Raw genomic sequence first — 16867 nt, 5'->3', positions numbered from 1 at the left:
CCAGCTAAATCAGGGATTCCCGAAATGAACCGTACGCTTCGTCTTTCTCCTTTTCTCGCCCTCGGCTTTGCGGGCCTTGCGCTGCTGCCAGCCTGCGCGCAGGGCGGCGGCACGACCGACAGGGCGGAAGTGGAAAAGATCGTGGAAGAGTACATTCTCGCCAATCCCGAGATCATCGAGAAAGCGCTGATCGCCCTGACCGAGAAGGACCGTCAGGCCCAGGCCAGCGCGGCCAAGGCAGCCATTTCGGACAATGCCAGCGCCCTCTACAATGACAGCGCGGACTATTTCGTCGGCGACGCGGACGCGCCCGTCACCGTGGTTGAGTTCTTCGACTACCGGTGCGGTTACTGCAAACGCTCGGCGGAATGGACGGCCAATCTGCCGAAGACCTATGACGGCAATGTCCGCGTCGTGTTCAAGGAATACCCGATCTTCGGCGGCATCAGTGAAACCGCCGCCCTCGCCGCGCTCGCCTCCGGCCGGCAGGGAAAATACATCGACATGCACCTTGCCCTGATGGCGCTCAAATCCAATGACGATCTGACGGAAAAGAAGATCGATGAACTGGCCATGCAGCTGGGCATCGATGTGCAGCGGATGCGCGCCGACATGAAATCCGACGGCGTAAAGAAACAGCTCGCCGACATGCAGGCCCTCGGCCGCAAGCTCAATGTGAATGGCACGCCGGGCTATTTCATCGGCGATCAGGCTATCGAAGGGGCAAACCTTCCCCGGATCGATGAAGTCATCCGCGCTGAAATCGCGGGCTGATCAGACCTTCATATTCCGGTCTGCCAGCAGCGCATCGAAATAGGCGATGGTCTTTGACAGGCCATCGCGCAACTCGACGGATGGCTCCCATTTCAGAAGATCGCGGGCCTTGGTGATATCTGGCTGGCGCTGCCGGGGGTCGTCCTGCGGCAGCGGGCGGAAAACGAGTTTCGATTTCGAGCCCGTCAGGTCGATCACATTCTCCGCCAGCTGACGGATGGTGAATTCGCTGGGATTACCGATGTTGATCGGCCCGGTCACGCTGTCGGGCGTCTCCATCAGGCTGATAAGACCGCGCACAAGATCGTCCACATAACAGAAGCTGCGCGTCTGCGAGCCGTCACCATACAGGGTGATCTCTTCCCCCTTCAGCGCCTGGACAATGAAGTTGGAGACAACCCGCCCGTCATTGGGATGCATCCGCGGACCATAGGTGTTGAAGATGCGGGCCACCTTGATCCGCAACGCGTGCTGCCGGTAATAATCGAAGAACAACGTCTCGGCGCAGCGCTTGCCTTCATCATAGCAGGAGCGCGGCCCGATCGGGTTCACATTGCCCCAGTATTCTTCCGGCTGCGGATGAATGACAGGATCGCCATACACTTCCGATGTGGAGGCCTGCAGGATCTTGGCCTTCACCCGCTTGGCCAGCCCCAGCATGTTGATGGCGCCGTGAACGCTGGTCTTGGTGGTCTGCACCGGGTCAAACTGATAATGCACCGGGCTTGCCGGGCAGGCCATGTTGTAGATCTCGTCGACCTCGACATAGAGCGGGAAGCACACGTCATGCCGCATCAGCTCGAAGCGCGGATGGCCGATCAGATGAGACACATTCATCCGGGTGCCGGTGAAGAAATTGTCGACGCAGAGCACGGTGGCGCCCGCCTCCAGAAGCCGCTCGCAGAGGAACGAGCCGATAAAGCCGGCCCCGCCCGTAATCAGAACGCGCTTCTCAAGATGCATGGTCTTCAAATCCCGAACTCGAACAAAAATGCTGCTCAGCAGGGTCTACCGGATATCGCCCCTCGCAGGAAAGGCCCCTATTCCTCACCCGGCACATTACCGCGCAGGGATTTGACCTCGCTGCGGCGCTTCTTGGCGGCGATGCGCCGGCGCACGCTGCCAGCGGTCGGCTTGGTGGCCACCCGGCGCTTGGGCGGGATGGAGGCTTTCAGGATCATCTCGGCAAGACGCTGGCGTGCAGCCGTGCGGTTCTGCACCTGGCTGCGATGCTCGCTCGCTTCCAGGATCAGGCGGCCATCGGCGGTGATACGGTTGGCATAGAGCTTTTCAAACCGCGCCTTCAGGCCCGCCGGCAGCGAGGAGGCCTGCACCTGCCAGGTCAGCTGCACCGCGCTCGATACCTTGTTCACATGCTGCCCGCCCGGGCCTGAGGCGCGCACGAAGGATTCGCTGAGTTCCCAGGCCGGGACGGTAATGGCCTCAGACACCCGCAGATCGCCGAATTCCGCCATGACATGATTCCTGAAGCAAGTGTTCAGCGGGAGTTCAGGCAATCGCCCGCACAAATCAACCTGCAATGCTGGATGTCCCAGCCTCCCGGATTGCCCGGCCCCTGAGCCGGCGGCCCGAAACCGTAAGATGGAGCAGCGCCATGCGCCTCAGCAAATCCTTTACGCGCCTCATTGCGGCAACTACCGCAGCCAGCCTTCTGGTTGCGCCCATGGCCCATGCCGACCGCGACCGTGGTGGCAAAGGCAAGCGCGGATACGAACGCGGCTATGACCGGGGACATGATCGCGGTTACGACCGCAGCCGCGGCCATAAGCATGATCACAAGTATCACTACCGCCACAGCTCCAAGCCGCATTATCATTACAGCCCGCCGGTTCGCTATGTGCCGCCGCCGCGGTCTTCGGTAACGGTCACCTATGGCTACACCTACGGGCCTCACTATTATCGGGGATATGCGCCCCGCTACAATGTGGGCAGCTATTACGGTTATGCCCCGCGCACCGTCTACATCACCGAGTATGACCGGTATGGCCTCTATGCCCCGCCGAGCGGCTATCACTGGGTCCGCGACAATGACCGGGGCGATGCCATTCTCGCCTCTGTGGCAACCGGCGCCATCATTGGCCTCGTCGTGGGCGCGCTTGCCACCAACTGATCTCTTCGCCTCGTACCCCTGAAATGAGGCTCAGACACCCGGACCGGGACAAACCCCGGCTCCGGGTGTCTTTTTTGTTGCCGGAACCGCCCTAATCCGTGACAGAGCGCGGACATTTTCGGACAGATCAGGACACAGGCAAATGACAAAACCCGTCGAGGCCGGTTGCGGCGCCGCCATAGTGGATGCCGAGGGCAGGCTGCTGCTTATCCAGCGCCTTCGCCAGCCCGAGGCGGGCGCCTGGGGATTGCCCGGCGGCAAGATCGACTTTGGTGAACGCGCTGAGGACACCGCCCGGCGGGAGATCCAGGAGGAACTGGGGATCGTGATCGAGATCACCGGCCTGGCCTGTATCGCCGAAACGATTGATGCCGGCGATGGCCGCCATTGGGTGGCGCCGGTTTACGCTGCCCGGATTGTCTCGGGAGCGCCCGAAGTGATGGAGCCGGAGAAGCATGGCGGCTGGGGATGGTTTGCGCTCGATGCCCTGCCCGGCCCACTGACAAGCCCGGTCAGGGACTGGCTGAAGGCCCAAGGGCTCGCCGGCGTGTAATACCTAACGCGACAGCCAGAAATTGACGCGCTGGGCGCGCAACTTACAAAACCATCCAATTTTGAACGGCTATTTCCGGCGCAGCATTCAATTCTCCAGAAATGCCTTTTTATCCCTGTTTTTATGTTGTTTTTTCCATTACTGCGCCGCAAAATCCCGCCGTTTGGTAAAACAAAACGCTAAAATCGCGAAAAAACTGACGACGTTTAGGAAATCACATTCTCTCCAAGATAGCATTGTTGGCACCCGAGGCATTGCCAATTTTTTAGCCTCCGGTTGGGCCAGCGTGTCGATTCACGGAGGAGTGATCAATGCCCAAACTACCCATGACAGCAATCGCGCTGGTTGCCATCGCCGCTCTGGCTGCCTGCGAATCCAATGGCCATACCCGCTATGCCAGCATCGGCACCGTCGGCCCCGGTGGCTCGAACGGCGGCGACGGATCAGATGGCGGCAACGGCTCGGACGGCTCGGATGGACAAAACGGTGGTCCAGGTGTTCAGGGCCCACCCGGTCCCGCAGGCCCTGCCGGTCCTCAAGGCCCGGCTGGCCCCACCGGCCCGCAAGGTGAACCCGGCGGCAACTTCGCCCTGGGCGACACCGGTCTGATCGCCACCGGCGGCCTGGTTGGCCCGAGTGGTATCGGCGGCACCGGCCTGCTGGCCAACCTCGGCGACACCTCCACCAGTATCCCGGTCGTCTCCGATGTCAGCACGTCCGCCGGATCGATCATATCAGCGACCGGCACCAACCTCGACGCAGCCCTTGGCGAAACAAACCTTCCCACTGAGCTTGCTAGTGTAACCGGCGCTGTAACCCAGACGGTGACCAATCTGGGCGGCGCGCTGGAAAGCTTCGGCACTGACGGCGCTCCGCTTGTCGATGGGGTCACCTCTGCGGTCTCCCCGGTCCTGACGGCCAGCCTTGGCGGCGGCACCCTTGCCGGCGACGAGAGCGCCGGCTCGCTGATCGGCGTCAGCCTCCTGTCCCCAGACCAGCAGTCCGGCACGCTTGCCGAAATCGGGGTTGCGTCGGACGGCACTCTGCTGAGTGCGGATCTGTCGACCAGCACGGATACAGCTCTGGTGCTCGGCTCTGTGGCCAGCGTGGACCTTGGCCCGCTGACGGGCGGGGTGAACGACCTGCTGGGTGAGACGAGCCTTACCGAAGTCACCAGCCTGCTGGAGGGCGGCACTGTCGATAGCGGCCTTCTCTCCGGCCTGACTGCGCCGGTGCAGGATCTGCTGACCAGCGGCGGAGACGTCCCTGAAACACCCCTCACCCCTATCCTTTCCGGCACGACGGGACTTCTCGGCGGGCTGCTGGGCGGTGGTGCAAATTAGCCTACGGACACAACGAAAGAAGAAGACCATATGAGAAAGCGCCACGTTCGATTTTCACACACCCTGCTATTGAGCGTGGCGCTTTCCTCCCTTTACTCACCGGCAGCCCTGGCCGCCCCTCAGGCTACGCCGGACGAACGCCTCAATCCGGGCTCCCGCCCCGAAACGCCCGTTATTGATCCGGATACGGCAGAAGCGCCTGAGCGCGGCGTGGTGGATGTTGCCGCATCTGTGGCAACGGCCTCCGCCGTGCCAATCCGCGGCGTCCAGTTCAAGGGCACCGATGTGCCCGCCATTGTGGCAGAGGCCACCCAGCCCTTCCTGGGGCGGCCAGCCGATACCCAAACACTGAAGGAAATGGCAGCGGCCATGAGCGCCGCCTACAAGAAATCCAATGTAGCCCTCTTCACCCTGGCCATTCCAGCGCAGGATCTGTCGGACGGCGTGGTCGACGTGCTGATCGCCGAAGGCCATGTTTCTGAAATCATTACACGGACGGATGACGAAATCAGCGAGCGCCGTCAGTTGCGGGGGTATCTGCGCCCGCTCCTTACGGAAAAGCCCGCCACCCGCGAAAGTTTCGAGCGGGGCATGACCCTGGCGCGGCGCGAGGAAGGCGTGAAGGTAACCCCAGGTCTTCGCACCGCGCGCGAACCTGGCGCGGTGATCCTTGTGCTGGATGTGGAAGACAAGAAGGACGGCTTTGCGGTGGGCTATGACAGCCGCGAATCGCGGCTGGTCGATTCCGGTCGTTTCAGCGCATCCGGTTTCCTCTACAGCAAGCTGCGTGCGGGAGATGCCCTGCGCGGCCGCCTTTCTTTCACGCCGGACGGGCGCCAGTCCCGCTCTGCCAGCCTGCAATATACCACGCCGATCGGCACCGATGGCCTGACCCTGTCTGCCGCCGGCGCGTATCAGGAGACCCGGCCCACCTCCATACCCATTGAGGGCGACGCCACTTTCCTGACGGCGGGACTTGCCTATCCTGTGCTGCTGAACTTCACCCGGGACCTGACGGTCAACGCCTCCATCGACCATATTGAGAGCAGCAATTCGGCGCTGGGATCGGTGATTGCCGACGAAAACATCACCGCAGCGCGCTTTGGGGCACGCGGAACATGGGTAGCGCCCAAACGGTCTGCCAGCCTCAATCTCATTGTGGCGCAGGGGCTGGACGTTGGTGATGCCCGTTCGTCCGTGGCCGGATCGGATACGGCCTTCACCAAGGCAAACGCAACCGGCAGCTTCGTTCAGGCGATCGGGGAAGACCTCTTCCTCCGCCTGAAAGCCTCGGGACAATGGACCGACGACATTCTGCCCGCCAATGAGCGGCTGATGATCGGCGGCATCGAATACGGCCGGGGCTTCAGCAACGGGCTTATCAGCTTCGACAAGGGCTATGTGGTCTCGCTGGAGCCAGCCTGGCGGCCGCTGGATGAGGGTTCCTTTGCCCGCAGCGAAGTCTATCTGTTTGCCGATTATGCCGATGGCAGTCTGCTGGGCGCTGGCGGACAGACATTCGATCTCAGTTCTGCCGGTATCGGCACGCGCATTTCCTACAAGAAGTACGCCACCCTGGGGCTGGAATGGGCCGAGCCGCTCAGCCTGCCCGTGCGCGGGATCAATGAGGACGGCGTGTTCACCGTGACCTGGGCCCTGCGCTATCAGCCTGACTGAGGCAGCCTTTCGGCGAGCCGCGCGATCGCCGCATCGAGCACTTCATCCTTCTTGCAGAAGCAGAAGCGGATCATATTCTGCGGCGGATTATCCCCGGCATAGAAGGCGCTGCACGGGACGGCAGCCACGCCCACTTCCACCGTCAGCCAGCGTGCGTAGTCCACATCGGTGGCAAAGGACGGTCCGGCGCCATCCGTCAGTACCGTGAGGAAGTAAGTGCCCTGCGCCGGCAGCACGGTGAACCCCACGCTGGCCAGCCCGGCTGCCAGCCGGTCGCGCTTTGCCTGCAGAGACGCAGCGAGGCTGGCATAATAGGCATCCTCCTTGCCCAGCGCATAGGCCACCGCCGCCTGCAGACCCGGCGGGGTTGTGAAGGTAAGGAACTGGTGAACTTTCGCGACGGTGGCGATCAGCTCCCGCGGGCCGCTGACATAGCCGACCTTCCAGCCGGTCAGGGAGAAGGTCTTGCCCGCCGAGCCGATGCGGAGGGTGCGCGCGCGCATCTCTGGCAGCGCGGCGATGGGGTGATGGGCGGCGCCGTCAAACACAAGATGTTCGTACACCTCATCGCAGAGAACATAAGCATCGTGCGCAAGGGCGAGGCGCGCGATGGCGGAAAGCTCCTCTCCGGCGAACAGCTTGCCGGTGGGGTTCATCGGCGTGTTCAGCAGCACCAGCTTTGTCGCCGGGCTGAAAGCGGCGGCGAGCGCGCCTTGCGGGACGTTCCAGCCGGGCGCCTCCAGCCGCACGATGCGCGGGACCGCGCCGCACTGGCGGATGATCGGCAGATAGCTGTCATACAGAGGCTCGAACACGACCACCTCATCGCCCGGCGCGAGCATTGCCATCAGGCATGCGGCAAGCGCCTCGGTGGCGCCGGAGGTTACCAAGGTCTCATCGCGCGCGTCATAGGCAAGGCCATAGAAGCGCCGGTCATGATCGGCCACCGCCTGGCGCAGGGCCGGAAGGCCGGTCATCGGCGGATACTGGTTCGGCCCCTCGATCACTGCCCGCGCAGCCGCCTCCCTTATATCCGCCGGGCCGTCCTCGTCGGGGAAGCCCTGCCCCAGATTGATGGCGCCATGCTCCGCCGCGAGGGCAGACATGGTGGTGAAGATCGTGGTGCCGAGGCCGGCGAAGTCTGGATTGAGCGGTTTCATGCCGCCCCGGTTTACAGAAGGCGCCGCCCGCGGGCAATCGAGGGGGCGCCCGCCCGCCACTACCGCCCGCCTTCGTCTGCCTACGGAGTTAACACCCATACAGGTTATCTTTTAAGGGAAGGCGGCCTCTCCTTCCCCCACGCCCATCCTGCCCGCTTGCCCGGAAATCGAAGGGATTAATGTGCCATTCTGGTCAGCCCTAGCTGCCTGAATTGGAGGCGCGAATTGAGAGCCCCCCAAAAATGACACCGGTGCCAAAATTTGACAACGGAAGACATCGGAGACTCAGCGTCATTAACCGCCAGAAATGCTGCGCTGCAGCCAAATTCGCATGGGCACGGATGTTGCAAAAGCTTCTCACGAAGCGCTAATGGGCCCCATGGTGCAAGGGCCGGGGCGCCCTAAGAGTTCGCTAAAATTCGAGGACAGCGTAATGAGCGATACCGTAGCAATCCTGGCCGAGCTGGGTGTGCAGACAAAATCCGTAAGGAAGAACTGGAACGAGGCACGCCTGTATGAAACGGCTGTGGCCGCTGGCGAGGCCCGCGTGGCCAAAGGCGGCGCCCTGGTCGTGGAAACCGGGCAGCACACCGGCCGGTCTGCCAAGGACAAGTTCACGGTCCGCGATGCGACGACCGAGAAAACCGTCTGGTGGGACAACAACGCCTCAATGACGCCGGAGCAGTTCGAAGCTCTGTGGACGGACTTCAAGGCCCACCTTGCCAAGCAGGACATGTATTCGCAGGACCTCTTCGGCGGCGCTGACCTGGACTATCGCCTGCCTGTCACCGTGGTGACTGAATTTGCCTGGCACTCCCTCTTCATCCGCCACCTGCTCCGTCTTCCGACGGCAGACGAACTGGCCGGTTTCAAGACGGAATTCACCATCATCAACTGCCCGAGCTTCCGCGCTGACCCGGCCAAGCATGGCTGCCGCAGCGAGACGGTGATCGCCGTCAACTTCGCCAAGCGCCTCGTGCTGATCGGTGGCACGTCCTATGCCGGCGAGACGAAGAAGTCGGTGTTCACCATCCTCAACTATCTGCTGCCCAATCAGGGCGTGATGCCGATGCACTGCTCGGTCAACACGTCTGACAAGGACGACGCCGCGATTTTCTTCGGCCTGTCGGGCACCGGCAAGACCACCCTTTCGGCAGACGCCTCGCGCACGCTGATCGGCGACGATGAGCATGGCTGGTCGGAGAATGGCCTCTTCAACTTTGAGGGCGGCTGCTACGCCAAGATGATCAAGCTCTCGCCCGAGGCCGAGCCTGAAATCTACGCCACCACGAAACAATGGGGCACCGTGCTCGAGAACGTCGTGATGGACCCCACCACGCGCGAACTCGACCTCGACTCCGCAGCGCTGGCTGAAAACTCCCGCGGCGCCTACCCGATCGAAGCGATCCCGAACGCTTCGCTGACAGGCCGCTGCGGCCAGCCGAAAAACCTGATCATGCTGACGGCAGACGCCTATGGCATCATGCCGCCGATCGCCAAGCTGACCCCGGCCCAGGCGATGTACCACTTCCTCTCCGGCTATACCGCACGTGTGGCGGGCACGGAGAAAGGCGTGACCGAGCCTTCGGCCACCTTCTCCACCTGCTTCGGCGGCCCGTTCATGCCGCGCCACCCGTCGGAATACGGCAACCTGCTGCGTGAGCTGATTGCCCGCTACAACGTCGATTGCTGGCTCGTCTCCACCGGCTGGACCGGCGGCCCGTATGGCCAGGGCAGCCGGATGCCGATCAAGGCAACCCGCGCCCTGCTCAACGCTGCCCTCGATGGCTCGCTCAACACGGTCGAATTCCGCAAGGACGAGACCTTCGGCTTCCTCGTGCCGGTCTCCGTGCCGGGCGTCGACGCCAAGATCCTCGACCCGCGCAGCACCTGGGCCGATCCGGCCGCTTACGACAAGCAGGCGGCAAAACTGGCTGAAGAGTTCGTGGCCAACTTCAAGAAATTCGAAGCCTATGTGGACGAGGCCGTGAAAGCCTCCGCCCCCAAGCCGAAGGTCACCGCGTAAGCGCTTCTGACCGCTCCGAACAATCAAGCCCGCCAGCCCCGCGCTGGCGGGCTTTTTGCTGCGACCAATGAACGTTGACGTAAAGGGAAGGCTTCCGTTCGGGCAATTCCCTCACTAGGGTGCGCCGCACAAAGACGTGAGCATCGAACAAGGAGGAAGCCATGCGTGAAGCCGTAATCGTTTCAACAGCCCGTACTGCCCTGACCAAAGCTGGTCGCGGCGCCCTGAATGACACCCACGGCATCACCATGGCCGGCCATGTGATCAAGGGCGCGCTGGAGCGTGCCGGCGTCGAAGCGGCCGCCGTGGAAGACGTATTCCTTGGCTGCGCCGCCCCCGAAGGCGCCACCGGCCACAACGTGGCCCGCAACGCCGCGCTTGCCGCTGGCTGCCCGTCCACCACGTCGGGCGCCACCATCAATCGCTTCTGCTCCTCGGGCCTGCAGGCCATCGCCAACGCCGCTCACACCGTGATCAACGAAGGCGCAGCCGTCACCGTTGGCGGCGGCGTGGAGAGCATCAGCCTCGTCCAGGGCTCGGGCCAGTCCAACCGCTACAAATACTTCGAACCGGAACTGGCCAAGACCTGGCCGGCCATCTGGATGACGATGATCGAAACCGCCGAGATCGTCGCCGAGCGCTATGGCGTCAGCCGCGAATACCAGGACCAGTATTCGGTCGAGAGCCAGCGCCGCACGGCCGAGTTCCAGCAGAAGGGTTACATGGCCGAGGAAATCGTGCCGCTGAAAACCCGCATGAAGCTGGTCAACAAGGAAACCAAGGAAGAAACCTTCGAGGACGTGATCGCCGACCGCGACGACTGTAACCGTCCGGGCACGACCTATGAGATGGTCGCTGGCCTGAAGCCGGTCTTCTCCGGCGGCATGGTCGTCAAGGAAGGCAAGTTTGTCACCGCCGGCAACGCTTCGCAGCTGTCCGATGGCGCCGCTGCCGTGGTCGTCATGGAAGCCAAGGAAGCCGCCCGCCGTGGCCTGAAGCCGCTCGGCCGCTTTGCCGGCTTCAACGTGGCGGGTTGCGACCCGGACGAAATGGGCATCGGCCCGGTCTTCGCCGTTCCGCGCCTGCTGGAGCGCCATGGCCTGAAGGTGGACGACATCGACCTGTGGGAACTGAACGAAGCCTTCGCCTCGCAGTGCCTCTACAGCCGCGACCGTCTCGGCATCGACCCCGCGAAATACAACGTCAATGGCGGCGCCATCTCGATCGGCCACCCCTTCGGCATGACCGGCGCACGCTGCACCGGCTCCATCCTGCTGGAAGGCCAGCGCCGCAAGGCCAAGTGGGGCGTTGTCACCATGTGCATCGGCGGTGGCATGGGCGCTGCCGGCCTGTTCGAAATCTACAGCTAAGCCTGAGGCTTCAGTGACGAATTGCGAAGGGCGGCCCAAAAGGCCGCCCTTTTGCTTATGGGTCGGTTGAGGATAGCTGCCTTCATCCGGTCACCGGTTGATGGCACGCTTCAGGGGTTAACCGGAGTCATGCCGATGAAAGCTTTCCTGATTGCGCTCGCCGCCGCCGCGATGCTCAGCGCCTGCGGGCCCGCCCCACAGCCTGATCTGGCCAGCGCGCCCGAAGCGGCGACGGGCGAGAGTGCCCGCCCAAAGGCACAAGGCTTCATCACGCAGAACGCCGCTCCCCCGGAAGGCGCCGCCGACACCAAGGGCGACGGCGTGTTCCGCGACGATTACGGCCGGCCCTTCCAGTATGCCCTGCTCGGCCAGAAGCTGCCGGAGTTTACCGCGCCCACGTCTGATGGCGGAACCTTCAGCTCGGCTGACATTTCGCGCTGGACCGTAATCGATGTGTGGGGCGCCTGGTGCGCAGACTGTGTGGCCGATGGCCCCTATGTCGATGCGCTCGCCCGCGCCATCGCGCAGGATCCCGACCTCAACTTCCTGTCGATCCATGTGCCGGCAAACGCCAACCGCGCCACACCAGAGGAACTTTACGGCAAGTATGGCTCGCTGGAGGCGTATTTCGCATCGGCGGGCTATTCGGTGCCGTCGGTGGTGCTGGATAATGATGCGAGCCTGCGCCAGCTGCTGCAGATCAGCTGGACGCCGAGCTATCTGCTGGTGTCCCCGGACGGCGTGGTGCGCGGCTTCCGCACTGATTTGCGCGTGATCGAGGATCAGCCGGTGAAGACCTTCATCCAGGATATTGCCGAAGTGAGAAAAGAGGTGCGGGACCTTCTCGCCTCTACCCCTTCTGACATAGAATGAGGGGATGACCCACCCGGCCCTGCCCGCCCTCTCTCTGTGTCTGGCGCTGATCCTGGCTGCCTGCGGGACGCCTGCCGGCCAGTCCGGCGGTGAAGCGGCCTACTTCATCGGGCCCGAGGGCACCGCCAATCTGACGGCTGAGACGCCCTTCACCGTGCCGGCCCTTGAGCGCGCCTTTCCTGGGTTGGACGTGGTGACGATCCCTGATGCGGACATGCCGGCCTTTCATGTTCGCGAGGCGGGCAGCACCGCGCCGCTCTATGTTGTGACGCCAGACTGGACACGCGGCTATGCCGGGGCGGTGGCCACCACCTCACCCGATGTGGCCGGTCCCGGCGGGGTTCGCGTAGGGGCAAGCCGTCTTGCCGATGTGCCCGAAGCGCTGAAGACCCGCTGCGCGCCGCCCCCTACGGTCAGCGACATAGGACTGGTCTGCGAGAGCCCGCATTTCCGCCTTGAGTTCAGGGGCACCGGCGCCGATCCGCTGCTGGCTCGCCAGACTTACCTGCCTCCGGTGCCCTGAAATCACTCGCCTGTGACGCGAAAGATGGTTGACCAAACCGTAATGCAGCCACGCGGCGCCTCTGCGTGGATGCAAGGTTTGAATCTTCCGCGCTGACCGGCTAGTCCTATGCGCGGTGATGAACAAAACGGATGAGAAGGCGGGAAAAGAATGCTGCATCCTTCGACCAAGAAGCTGATCGACAAGCTGGGCGAGATGACGCGCAAGCAGCGCGTCTCCTGGATCGAGGGAGAGAACGGCACCATCGTTCATGACACCGAAGGTTACCGCGTCGTGCTGACGCCGGAGCCTCATGGCGTGATCCTGACTGATGCCGTAGGCCGCGAGATAGAGACCTGCAGCCCCGAGGAAATCGCCGACGAGAAAGACGCGGCCGGGCGCCCTTATGCCCTGTTCATCGGGGAGTTATTCCGCGAGGCCCACCGCCATGCGCGCGGCGCCGAAAAGGCGATCCGCACGCTGCTGGCGGGGCTGGAAGCGGCCGATGAAACACCTGAAACTGTCGCGGCCGCGCCTGAACCGGAGCCGGAGCCGGAGCCGGAAACAGTGACCGACGAGACGACCTCTCTGGACGGGGAAACGGCCATCACGGCTGCCGTGGCGACGCTGGCTGATCAGATCAACAACACCGCGCCGATGGCGGGGCCGGAAGTCGCCGTGGCGCCTCAGCCGGAAGCTGAGCCCCAGCCTGAGCCGGAGCCCCTGCCGGAGCCCGACTTTGTAGCGGCCACGCCAGAACCGGCACCGGAACCTGAAGCCGAGCCAGCCCCTCTGCTGCATGCGCTGCCGGCGGCCTATGCCGAGACCGAAGAGGCCCCGGAAGAAACGATGGAGGAGGCCGCTGCGCTGGCCGCGCCAGAGACTGAACCAGAGCCTGAGCCAGAGGCTGAACCTGTTGCCGCTGCAGCAGCGCCCGAGCCGGAGCCTGCCCCTGAGCCCGTCCCTGCGCCGGCGCCGATGCAGCAGCGTTTCTCGCTGTCGGGCATTCCCTATGGCGTCGGGTTTGCGGGCACGCAGGCCGTGCCAGCCCCCGAAGAAAAGCCTGCAGAAACAAAGCCTTCAGAACCGCGTACGCTGATCATCGACGGCACCGAAGACCTGCCCGACGTGATGCCGCCGCTGGACGATGCGCCGCTGGCGCCCCGCCGGGCCGAGAGCGAGGACACGGGCGCCCCACCGGCCATTCCGCGCCGGTTTAATCCCTGGAATTAAAAGAGATTTCCGCGCGCGGGCCGACATGGGCCTGGCCGCGTTTCTTCGCCAGCTCGATCTGCTTCTGCCGCTCGGCAAAGCGGGCGCGCTGAGAATCTGTCATCTTTTCAACGCAGTGCGGGCAGGACACGCCTTCGACATAGGCGGGGTCTTCCCGCTGCATTTCCGAGACAGGATGGCCGCAGGCATGGCACAGGACGTGACTGCCAGGGGACAAATCCGGACAAACAGAGACGCGTTCGTCAAAGACAAAACACTCCCCGCGCCAAAGGCTGCCCTCGGCGGGCACCTCTTCGAGATATTTCAGGATGCCGCCTTCCAGATGGAACACGTCGTCGATACCCTCGGCCTTCACAAAGCTCGTCGCCTTTTCGCAGCGGATGCCGCCGGTGCAGAACATGGCGATCTTCGGCTTGCGGCCTTCCGCTTCCAGCTTCTCCCGGAACTGGCGGAACCAGGCGGGGAATTCGCGGAAGGTTTCAGTCCTGGGGTCAATCGCGCCCTCGAAGGTGCCGATGGCGACTTCATAATCGTTGCGCGTGTCGATCAGAACGGTGCCCGGATCTGAAATCAGCGCGTCCCAGTCCTGCGGCTTCACATAGGTGCCAACGAGGCTGTTGGGATCGGTGCCGGGCACGCCCATGGTGACGATCTCGCGCTTCAGGCGCACTTTCAGGCGCAGGAAGGGCATCTCGTCGGCCTCTGAAAACTTCGCCTCCAGCGTCTCGGCGCCGGGCAGCGCGCGCAGGGTGGCGAGGGCCTCGGCGATGGCCTCAGGCGTGCCGGCGAGGGTGCCGTTGATGCCTTCTTCGGCCAGCAGCAGCGAGCCCTTGATGCCAAGGCCGCACAGCTTCGCCGCGAGGGCCTGGCGGCGCTCGGCATAGTCGGGAAAGCGGAAGAATTTGTAGAGGGCGGCAATCTGGATCGTCATGGCCCGCCTTATGACAGAAGGCAGCGCCCGCGAAAACGGGGGAATCCCTTATGCGCCAGCACCAAAAGCCGGACAGGGCGGCCCCTTCCGGATTTGCTGGGATGTGGCAGGCGGAGGCGGAATGCGCCGCATGCGATGATGAACGATCTGAGAAGGAAGGATCGCGACGCCTTCCGCCTCCGGTGCCGGGGCTGGTCAGGCCCCCGCCCCCGGCCGGGAGATGAAACCGGCCGGAAGCGACGGGGAAAGCCTCGCATGGCGCAGATAGGCGGCGGATAGGCGGGCCGGGATGGCCCGTGGCGGCGGGGATTGGGGGGTGGAGAGGCGAAGGCTTGTCCCTCAAACCCCACCCCTCTTTCGTCACCCTCGACCGGCGCCAGCCGGTCTGAGGGCCCATCACCTTCGATTTCCGCAAGCGAAACCACGCCGTTTGCCTGTCAGGCCCGCGCGGGAGATGGGCCCTCAGATGCGCTCTCGCGCATCGAGGGTGACGAGACTGAGAGGCCGCGCATTGCCGCGCGGGATGACACGGCGCGCGGCGCCCCCTATCCTGCCCGCATGAAACAGCTTCTGATCATCTGGCATTCGCGCACGAGGGCGGCCGAGGCGATGGCGCGGGCGGCGTTTGAGGGCGCGCAAGGAGACGAGGCGTGCGGGGCGCGGCTCGTGCCCGCGCGGGCGGCGCAGGCGGAGGATTTGCTCGCCGCCGATGGCTATCTCTTCGCCGCGCCGGAAAACCTCGCCAGCCTTTCAGGCGAGATGAAGGAGTTCTTTGACCGCTGCTATTATCCCGTGCTCGGACGGATCGAAGGGCGGCCCTACGCCCTGATGATCGCAGCGGGCAGCGACGGGGACGGCGCCGCCCGCCAAGCCGCCCGCATCTGCAAGGGCTGGCGCCTGCGCGACGTGCAACCGCCGCTGATCGTGAACACCGCCGCTCAGACGGCGGAGGAGATTCTGGCGCCGAAGGTGCTGGGGCAGGATGTGCTGGCGCAGTGCCGGGAGCTGGGCGCGGGGATGGCAGCGGGGATTGGGAGCGGGATTTGGTAGTGCCTGACAGCATCTCATATCGTCCAAGCTTAGTATCATTTCTTGACATCCTTGGATTTCGAGAACTGTTGGCGTCCGCGTCAGCTGACGACGTTGCGAAGCACTTGCTCGAATTGAAGCGAGCAACTCAACCCATCGACCAAGGCGCCCCTGACGACACGCTCGCGAGTGAGCCAAAATGGTTTCAAGTATCGGACGCTATAGTACGCATACGACATTTTGATACGCAGTATAAAGATGGGGCCCTTTACTATGAGCTTTCCGATCTAGGTCTTGCGCAAGCGTCTCTCGCAGGCCAAGGCGTTTTCATCAGGGGTGGGCTTGCAATAGGCGATGCCGCAGTAGGAACCGATGAAATTCCATTGGCATTTGGGCCTGCAGTAGCCGACGCTTACGAACTCGAAGCCAAGTTGGCAGTATACCCCCGAATAGTAATCTCTCAAAAAGTAATTGATCAGTACAGGAGCGGAACAGAATTAAAAGCACAGCAACACTCAAGCGAATACGATGAGAAAGCAGTTTTACCGATGATCCGGAGTTCTTCAACAGGACCTTGGCTTGACTATATGTCCACGGCAGAAGCCAGCGGAATAGAGTTTTCAACCTACCTCGGTTTTTGCAACCGTCACAAAGAGCAGCTTGCTAGATGCTTGTCTGAGTTTGCATCAGATCCCAGAAAAATGGAAAAGTATCTTTGGTTAGCCTCTTATCACAATTGCCATGTCCGGGAATCGATTGTTCTGCGTGACAGCTGGTATCCAGAAGAAGATCTCATAATTGAAAAGCCATTTGGCTGGGATTTTCCCAGCAAACTCTAACACCCGGTTCGCCGCAGGGTGCATTAAGCGGAGCGCAATGCACCACGTCGAACGTTGAATGGTGCATTGCGGCCTTTGGCCTTAATGCACCCTACAGGTTTGCTTTTTGGTCTCTGTGCCAACTTGAGTATGGCCAATCCGGGATTTCAGCGACGAGGCCGTGCTTGACGGGATTTCCGTATACGTAGTTTATGCAGTTTTCGAGGTCTTGCTCATCCCGGACGAGGTGTTCCCAGAAGCGGCGTTGCCAAATGCCGCGTTCGCCGGGGCGACGGCCTTGTGCCGGATCATCTGACTTCGCCAGGGATTTTGAGAAGTTCAGCTTTATGAGGCGCCAGCGGGTGGAAAAATTGGCGTCGCCTTCGGGCAGGTTCCAGATGCAATGGAGGTGATCCGGCAGGACGGGTAATCATCCCATTTTTAAGC

At 62.8% G+C, this 16867-nt stretch carries 16 protein-coding genes and 1 pseudogene; 12 read left to right on the top strand and 5 right to left on the bottom strand.

Features of this window, described 5'->3' with window-relative positions:
- The first annotated feature begins 24 nt into the window (after nucleotides 1–24).
- The gene (locus HPO_RS15155) at nucleotides 25–774 is read left to right on the top strand and encodes a DsbA family protein (RefSeq protein WP_035600545.1); all 750 of its coding nucleotides are present in this window, start codon (nucleotides 25–27) and stop codon (nucleotides 772–774) included.
- Here the strand turns inward: HPO_RS15155 and HPO_RS15150 are convergent, their stop codons facing one another.
- The gene (locus tag HPO_RS15150; RefSeq protein WP_035600543.1) at nucleotides 775–1737 is read right to left on the bottom strand and encodes a UDP-glucuronic acid decarboxylase family protein; all 963 of its coding nucleotides are present in this window, start codon (nucleotides 1735–1737) and stop codon (nucleotides 775–777) included.
- 77 nt (nucleotides 1738–1814) lie between these two features.
- Nucleotides 1815–2249 (bottom strand): alternative ribosome rescue aminoacyl-tRNA hydrolase ArfB, encoded by a 435-nt coding sequence (gene arfB, locus HPO_RS15145; protein ID WP_035600541.1) that lies wholly within the window; start codon nucleotides 2247–2249, stop codon nucleotides 1815–1817.
- Between the two features lie 140 nt (nucleotides 2250–2389).
- Between arfB and HPO_RS19925 the strand changes: the two genes are divergently transcribed.
- From HPO_RS19925 to HPO_RS15125, 4 genes are all read left to right on the top strand, one after another.
- Entirely contained in the window at nucleotides 2390–2905 is a 516-nt protein-coding gene (locus tag HPO_RS19925) for an RcnB family protein (RefSeq protein WP_051612666.1), read from the top strand.
- Between the two features lie 142 nt (nucleotides 2906–3047).
- Nucleotides 3048–3458 carry an NUDIX hydrolase gene (locus HPO_RS15135; RefSeq protein ID WP_035600538.1) on the top strand — a complete coding sequence of 137 codons (411 nt, stop codon included), beginning with the start codon at nucleotides 3048–3050 and terminating at the stop codon, nucleotides 3456–3458.
- 311 nt (nucleotides 3459–3769) lie between these two features.
- Complete coding sequence (locus tag HPO_RS19920; protein WP_157532871.1) at nucleotides 3770–4801, top strand: hypothetical protein; 1032 nt, start codon at nucleotides 3770–3772, stop codon at nucleotides 4799–4801.
- A gap of 30 nt (nucleotides 4802–4831) precedes the next feature.
- On the top strand, nucleotides 4832–6478 hold the full coding sequence (locus HPO_RS15125) for a ShlB/FhaC/HecB family hemolysin secretion/activation protein (RefSeq protein WP_084324355.1): 1647 nt from the start codon (nucleotides 4832–4834) through the stop codon (nucleotides 6476–6478).
- Here HPO_RS15125 and HPO_RS15120 read toward each other — a convergent pair.
- Nucleotides 6466–7638 (bottom strand): aminotransferase, encoded by a 1173-nt coding sequence (locus HPO_RS15120; RefSeq protein ID WP_035600534.1) that lies wholly within the window; start codon nucleotides 7636–7638, stop codon nucleotides 6466–6468. The two genes, HPO_RS15125 and HPO_RS15120, sit on opposite strands and share 13 nt — an antisense overlap.
- Nucleotides 7639–8071: 433 nt before the next feature.
- On the opposite strand from HPO_RS15120, the gene HPO_RS15115 reads away from it, so the two are divergent.
- The 5 genes from HPO_RS15115 to HPO_RS19915 all read left to right on the top strand — a co-directional run bounded on the left by HPO_RS15115 (nucleotide 8072) and on the right by HPO_RS19915 (nucleotide 13642).
- On the top strand, nucleotides 8072–9664 hold the full coding sequence (locus tag HPO_RS15115) for a phosphoenolpyruvate carboxykinase (protein WP_035600531.1): 1593 nt from the start codon (nucleotides 8072–8074) through the stop codon (nucleotides 9662–9664).
- A 161-nt stretch (nucleotides 9665–9825) separates the two neighbouring features.
- Nucleotides 9826–11034 carry an acetyl-CoA C-acyltransferase gene (locus HPO_RS15110; protein WP_035600530.1) on the top strand — a complete coding sequence of 403 codons (1209 nt, stop codon included), beginning with the start codon at nucleotides 9826–9828 and terminating at the stop codon, nucleotides 11032–11034.
- A 135-nt stretch (nucleotides 11035–11169) separates the two neighbouring features.
- On the top strand, nucleotides 11170–11907 hold the full coding sequence (locus tag HPO_RS15105) for a TlpA family protein disulfide reductase (protein WP_051612664.1): 738 nt from the start codon (nucleotides 11170–11172) through the stop codon (nucleotides 11905–11907).
- Nucleotides 11908–11911: 4 nt separating this feature from the next.
- A complete protein-coding gene (locus tag HPO_RS15100; protein WP_035600528.1) occupies nucleotides 11912–12430 on the top strand; it encodes a hypothetical protein in 519 nt (172 codons plus the stop codon).
- A gap of 150 nt (nucleotides 12431–12580) precedes the next feature.
- A complete protein-coding gene (locus HPO_RS19915; RefSeq protein WP_051612663.1) occupies nucleotides 12581–13642 on the top strand; it encodes a hypothetical protein in 1062 nt (353 codons plus the stop codon).
- Here HPO_RS19915 and trhO read toward each other — a convergent pair.
- Nucleotides 13626–14573, bottom strand: a complete 948-nt coding sequence (gene trhO / locus HPO_RS15090; RefSeq protein WP_051612662.1) for an oxygen-dependent tRNA uridine(34) hydroxylase TrhO — start codon at nucleotides 14571–14573, stop codon at nucleotides 13626–13628. The genes HPO_RS19915 and trhO overlap by 17 nt on opposite strands.
- Nucleotides 14574–15131: 558 nt before the next feature.
- Between trhO and HPO_RS15085 the strand changes: the two genes are divergently transcribed.
- Together HPO_RS15085 and HPO_RS20575 are read left to right on the top strand one after the other, a co-directional pair.
- Entirely contained in the window at nucleotides 15132–15623 is a 492-nt protein-coding gene (locus HPO_RS15085) for a flavodoxin family protein (RefSeq protein WP_035600523.1), read from the top strand.
- A complete protein-coding gene (locus tag HPO_RS20575) occupies nucleotides 15623–16441 on the top strand; it encodes a hypothetical protein (protein WP_157532869.1) in 819 nt (272 codons plus the stop codon). Before HPO_RS15085 ends, HPO_RS20575 begins: the two co-directional genes overlap by 1 nt.
- A gap of 91 nt (nucleotides 16442–16532) precedes the next feature.
- Here the strand turns inward: HPO_RS20575 and HPO_RS21255 are convergent.
- A pseudogene (locus HPO_RS21255) lies at nucleotides 16533–16844 on the bottom strand (REP-associated tyrosine transposase); the annotation flags it as partial.
- Nucleotides 16845–16867: the final 23 nt, after the last annotated feature.

It is taken from the genome of Hyphomonas polymorpha PS728, assembly GCF_000685315.1.
GTDB lineage: Bacteria > Pseudomonadota > Alphaproteobacteria > Caulobacterales > Hyphomonadaceae > Hyphomonas > Hyphomonas polymorpha.
The sequence above is the reverse complement of the archived record's forward strand: the minus strand, read 5'-3'. Positions and strand labels throughout refer to the sequence as shown.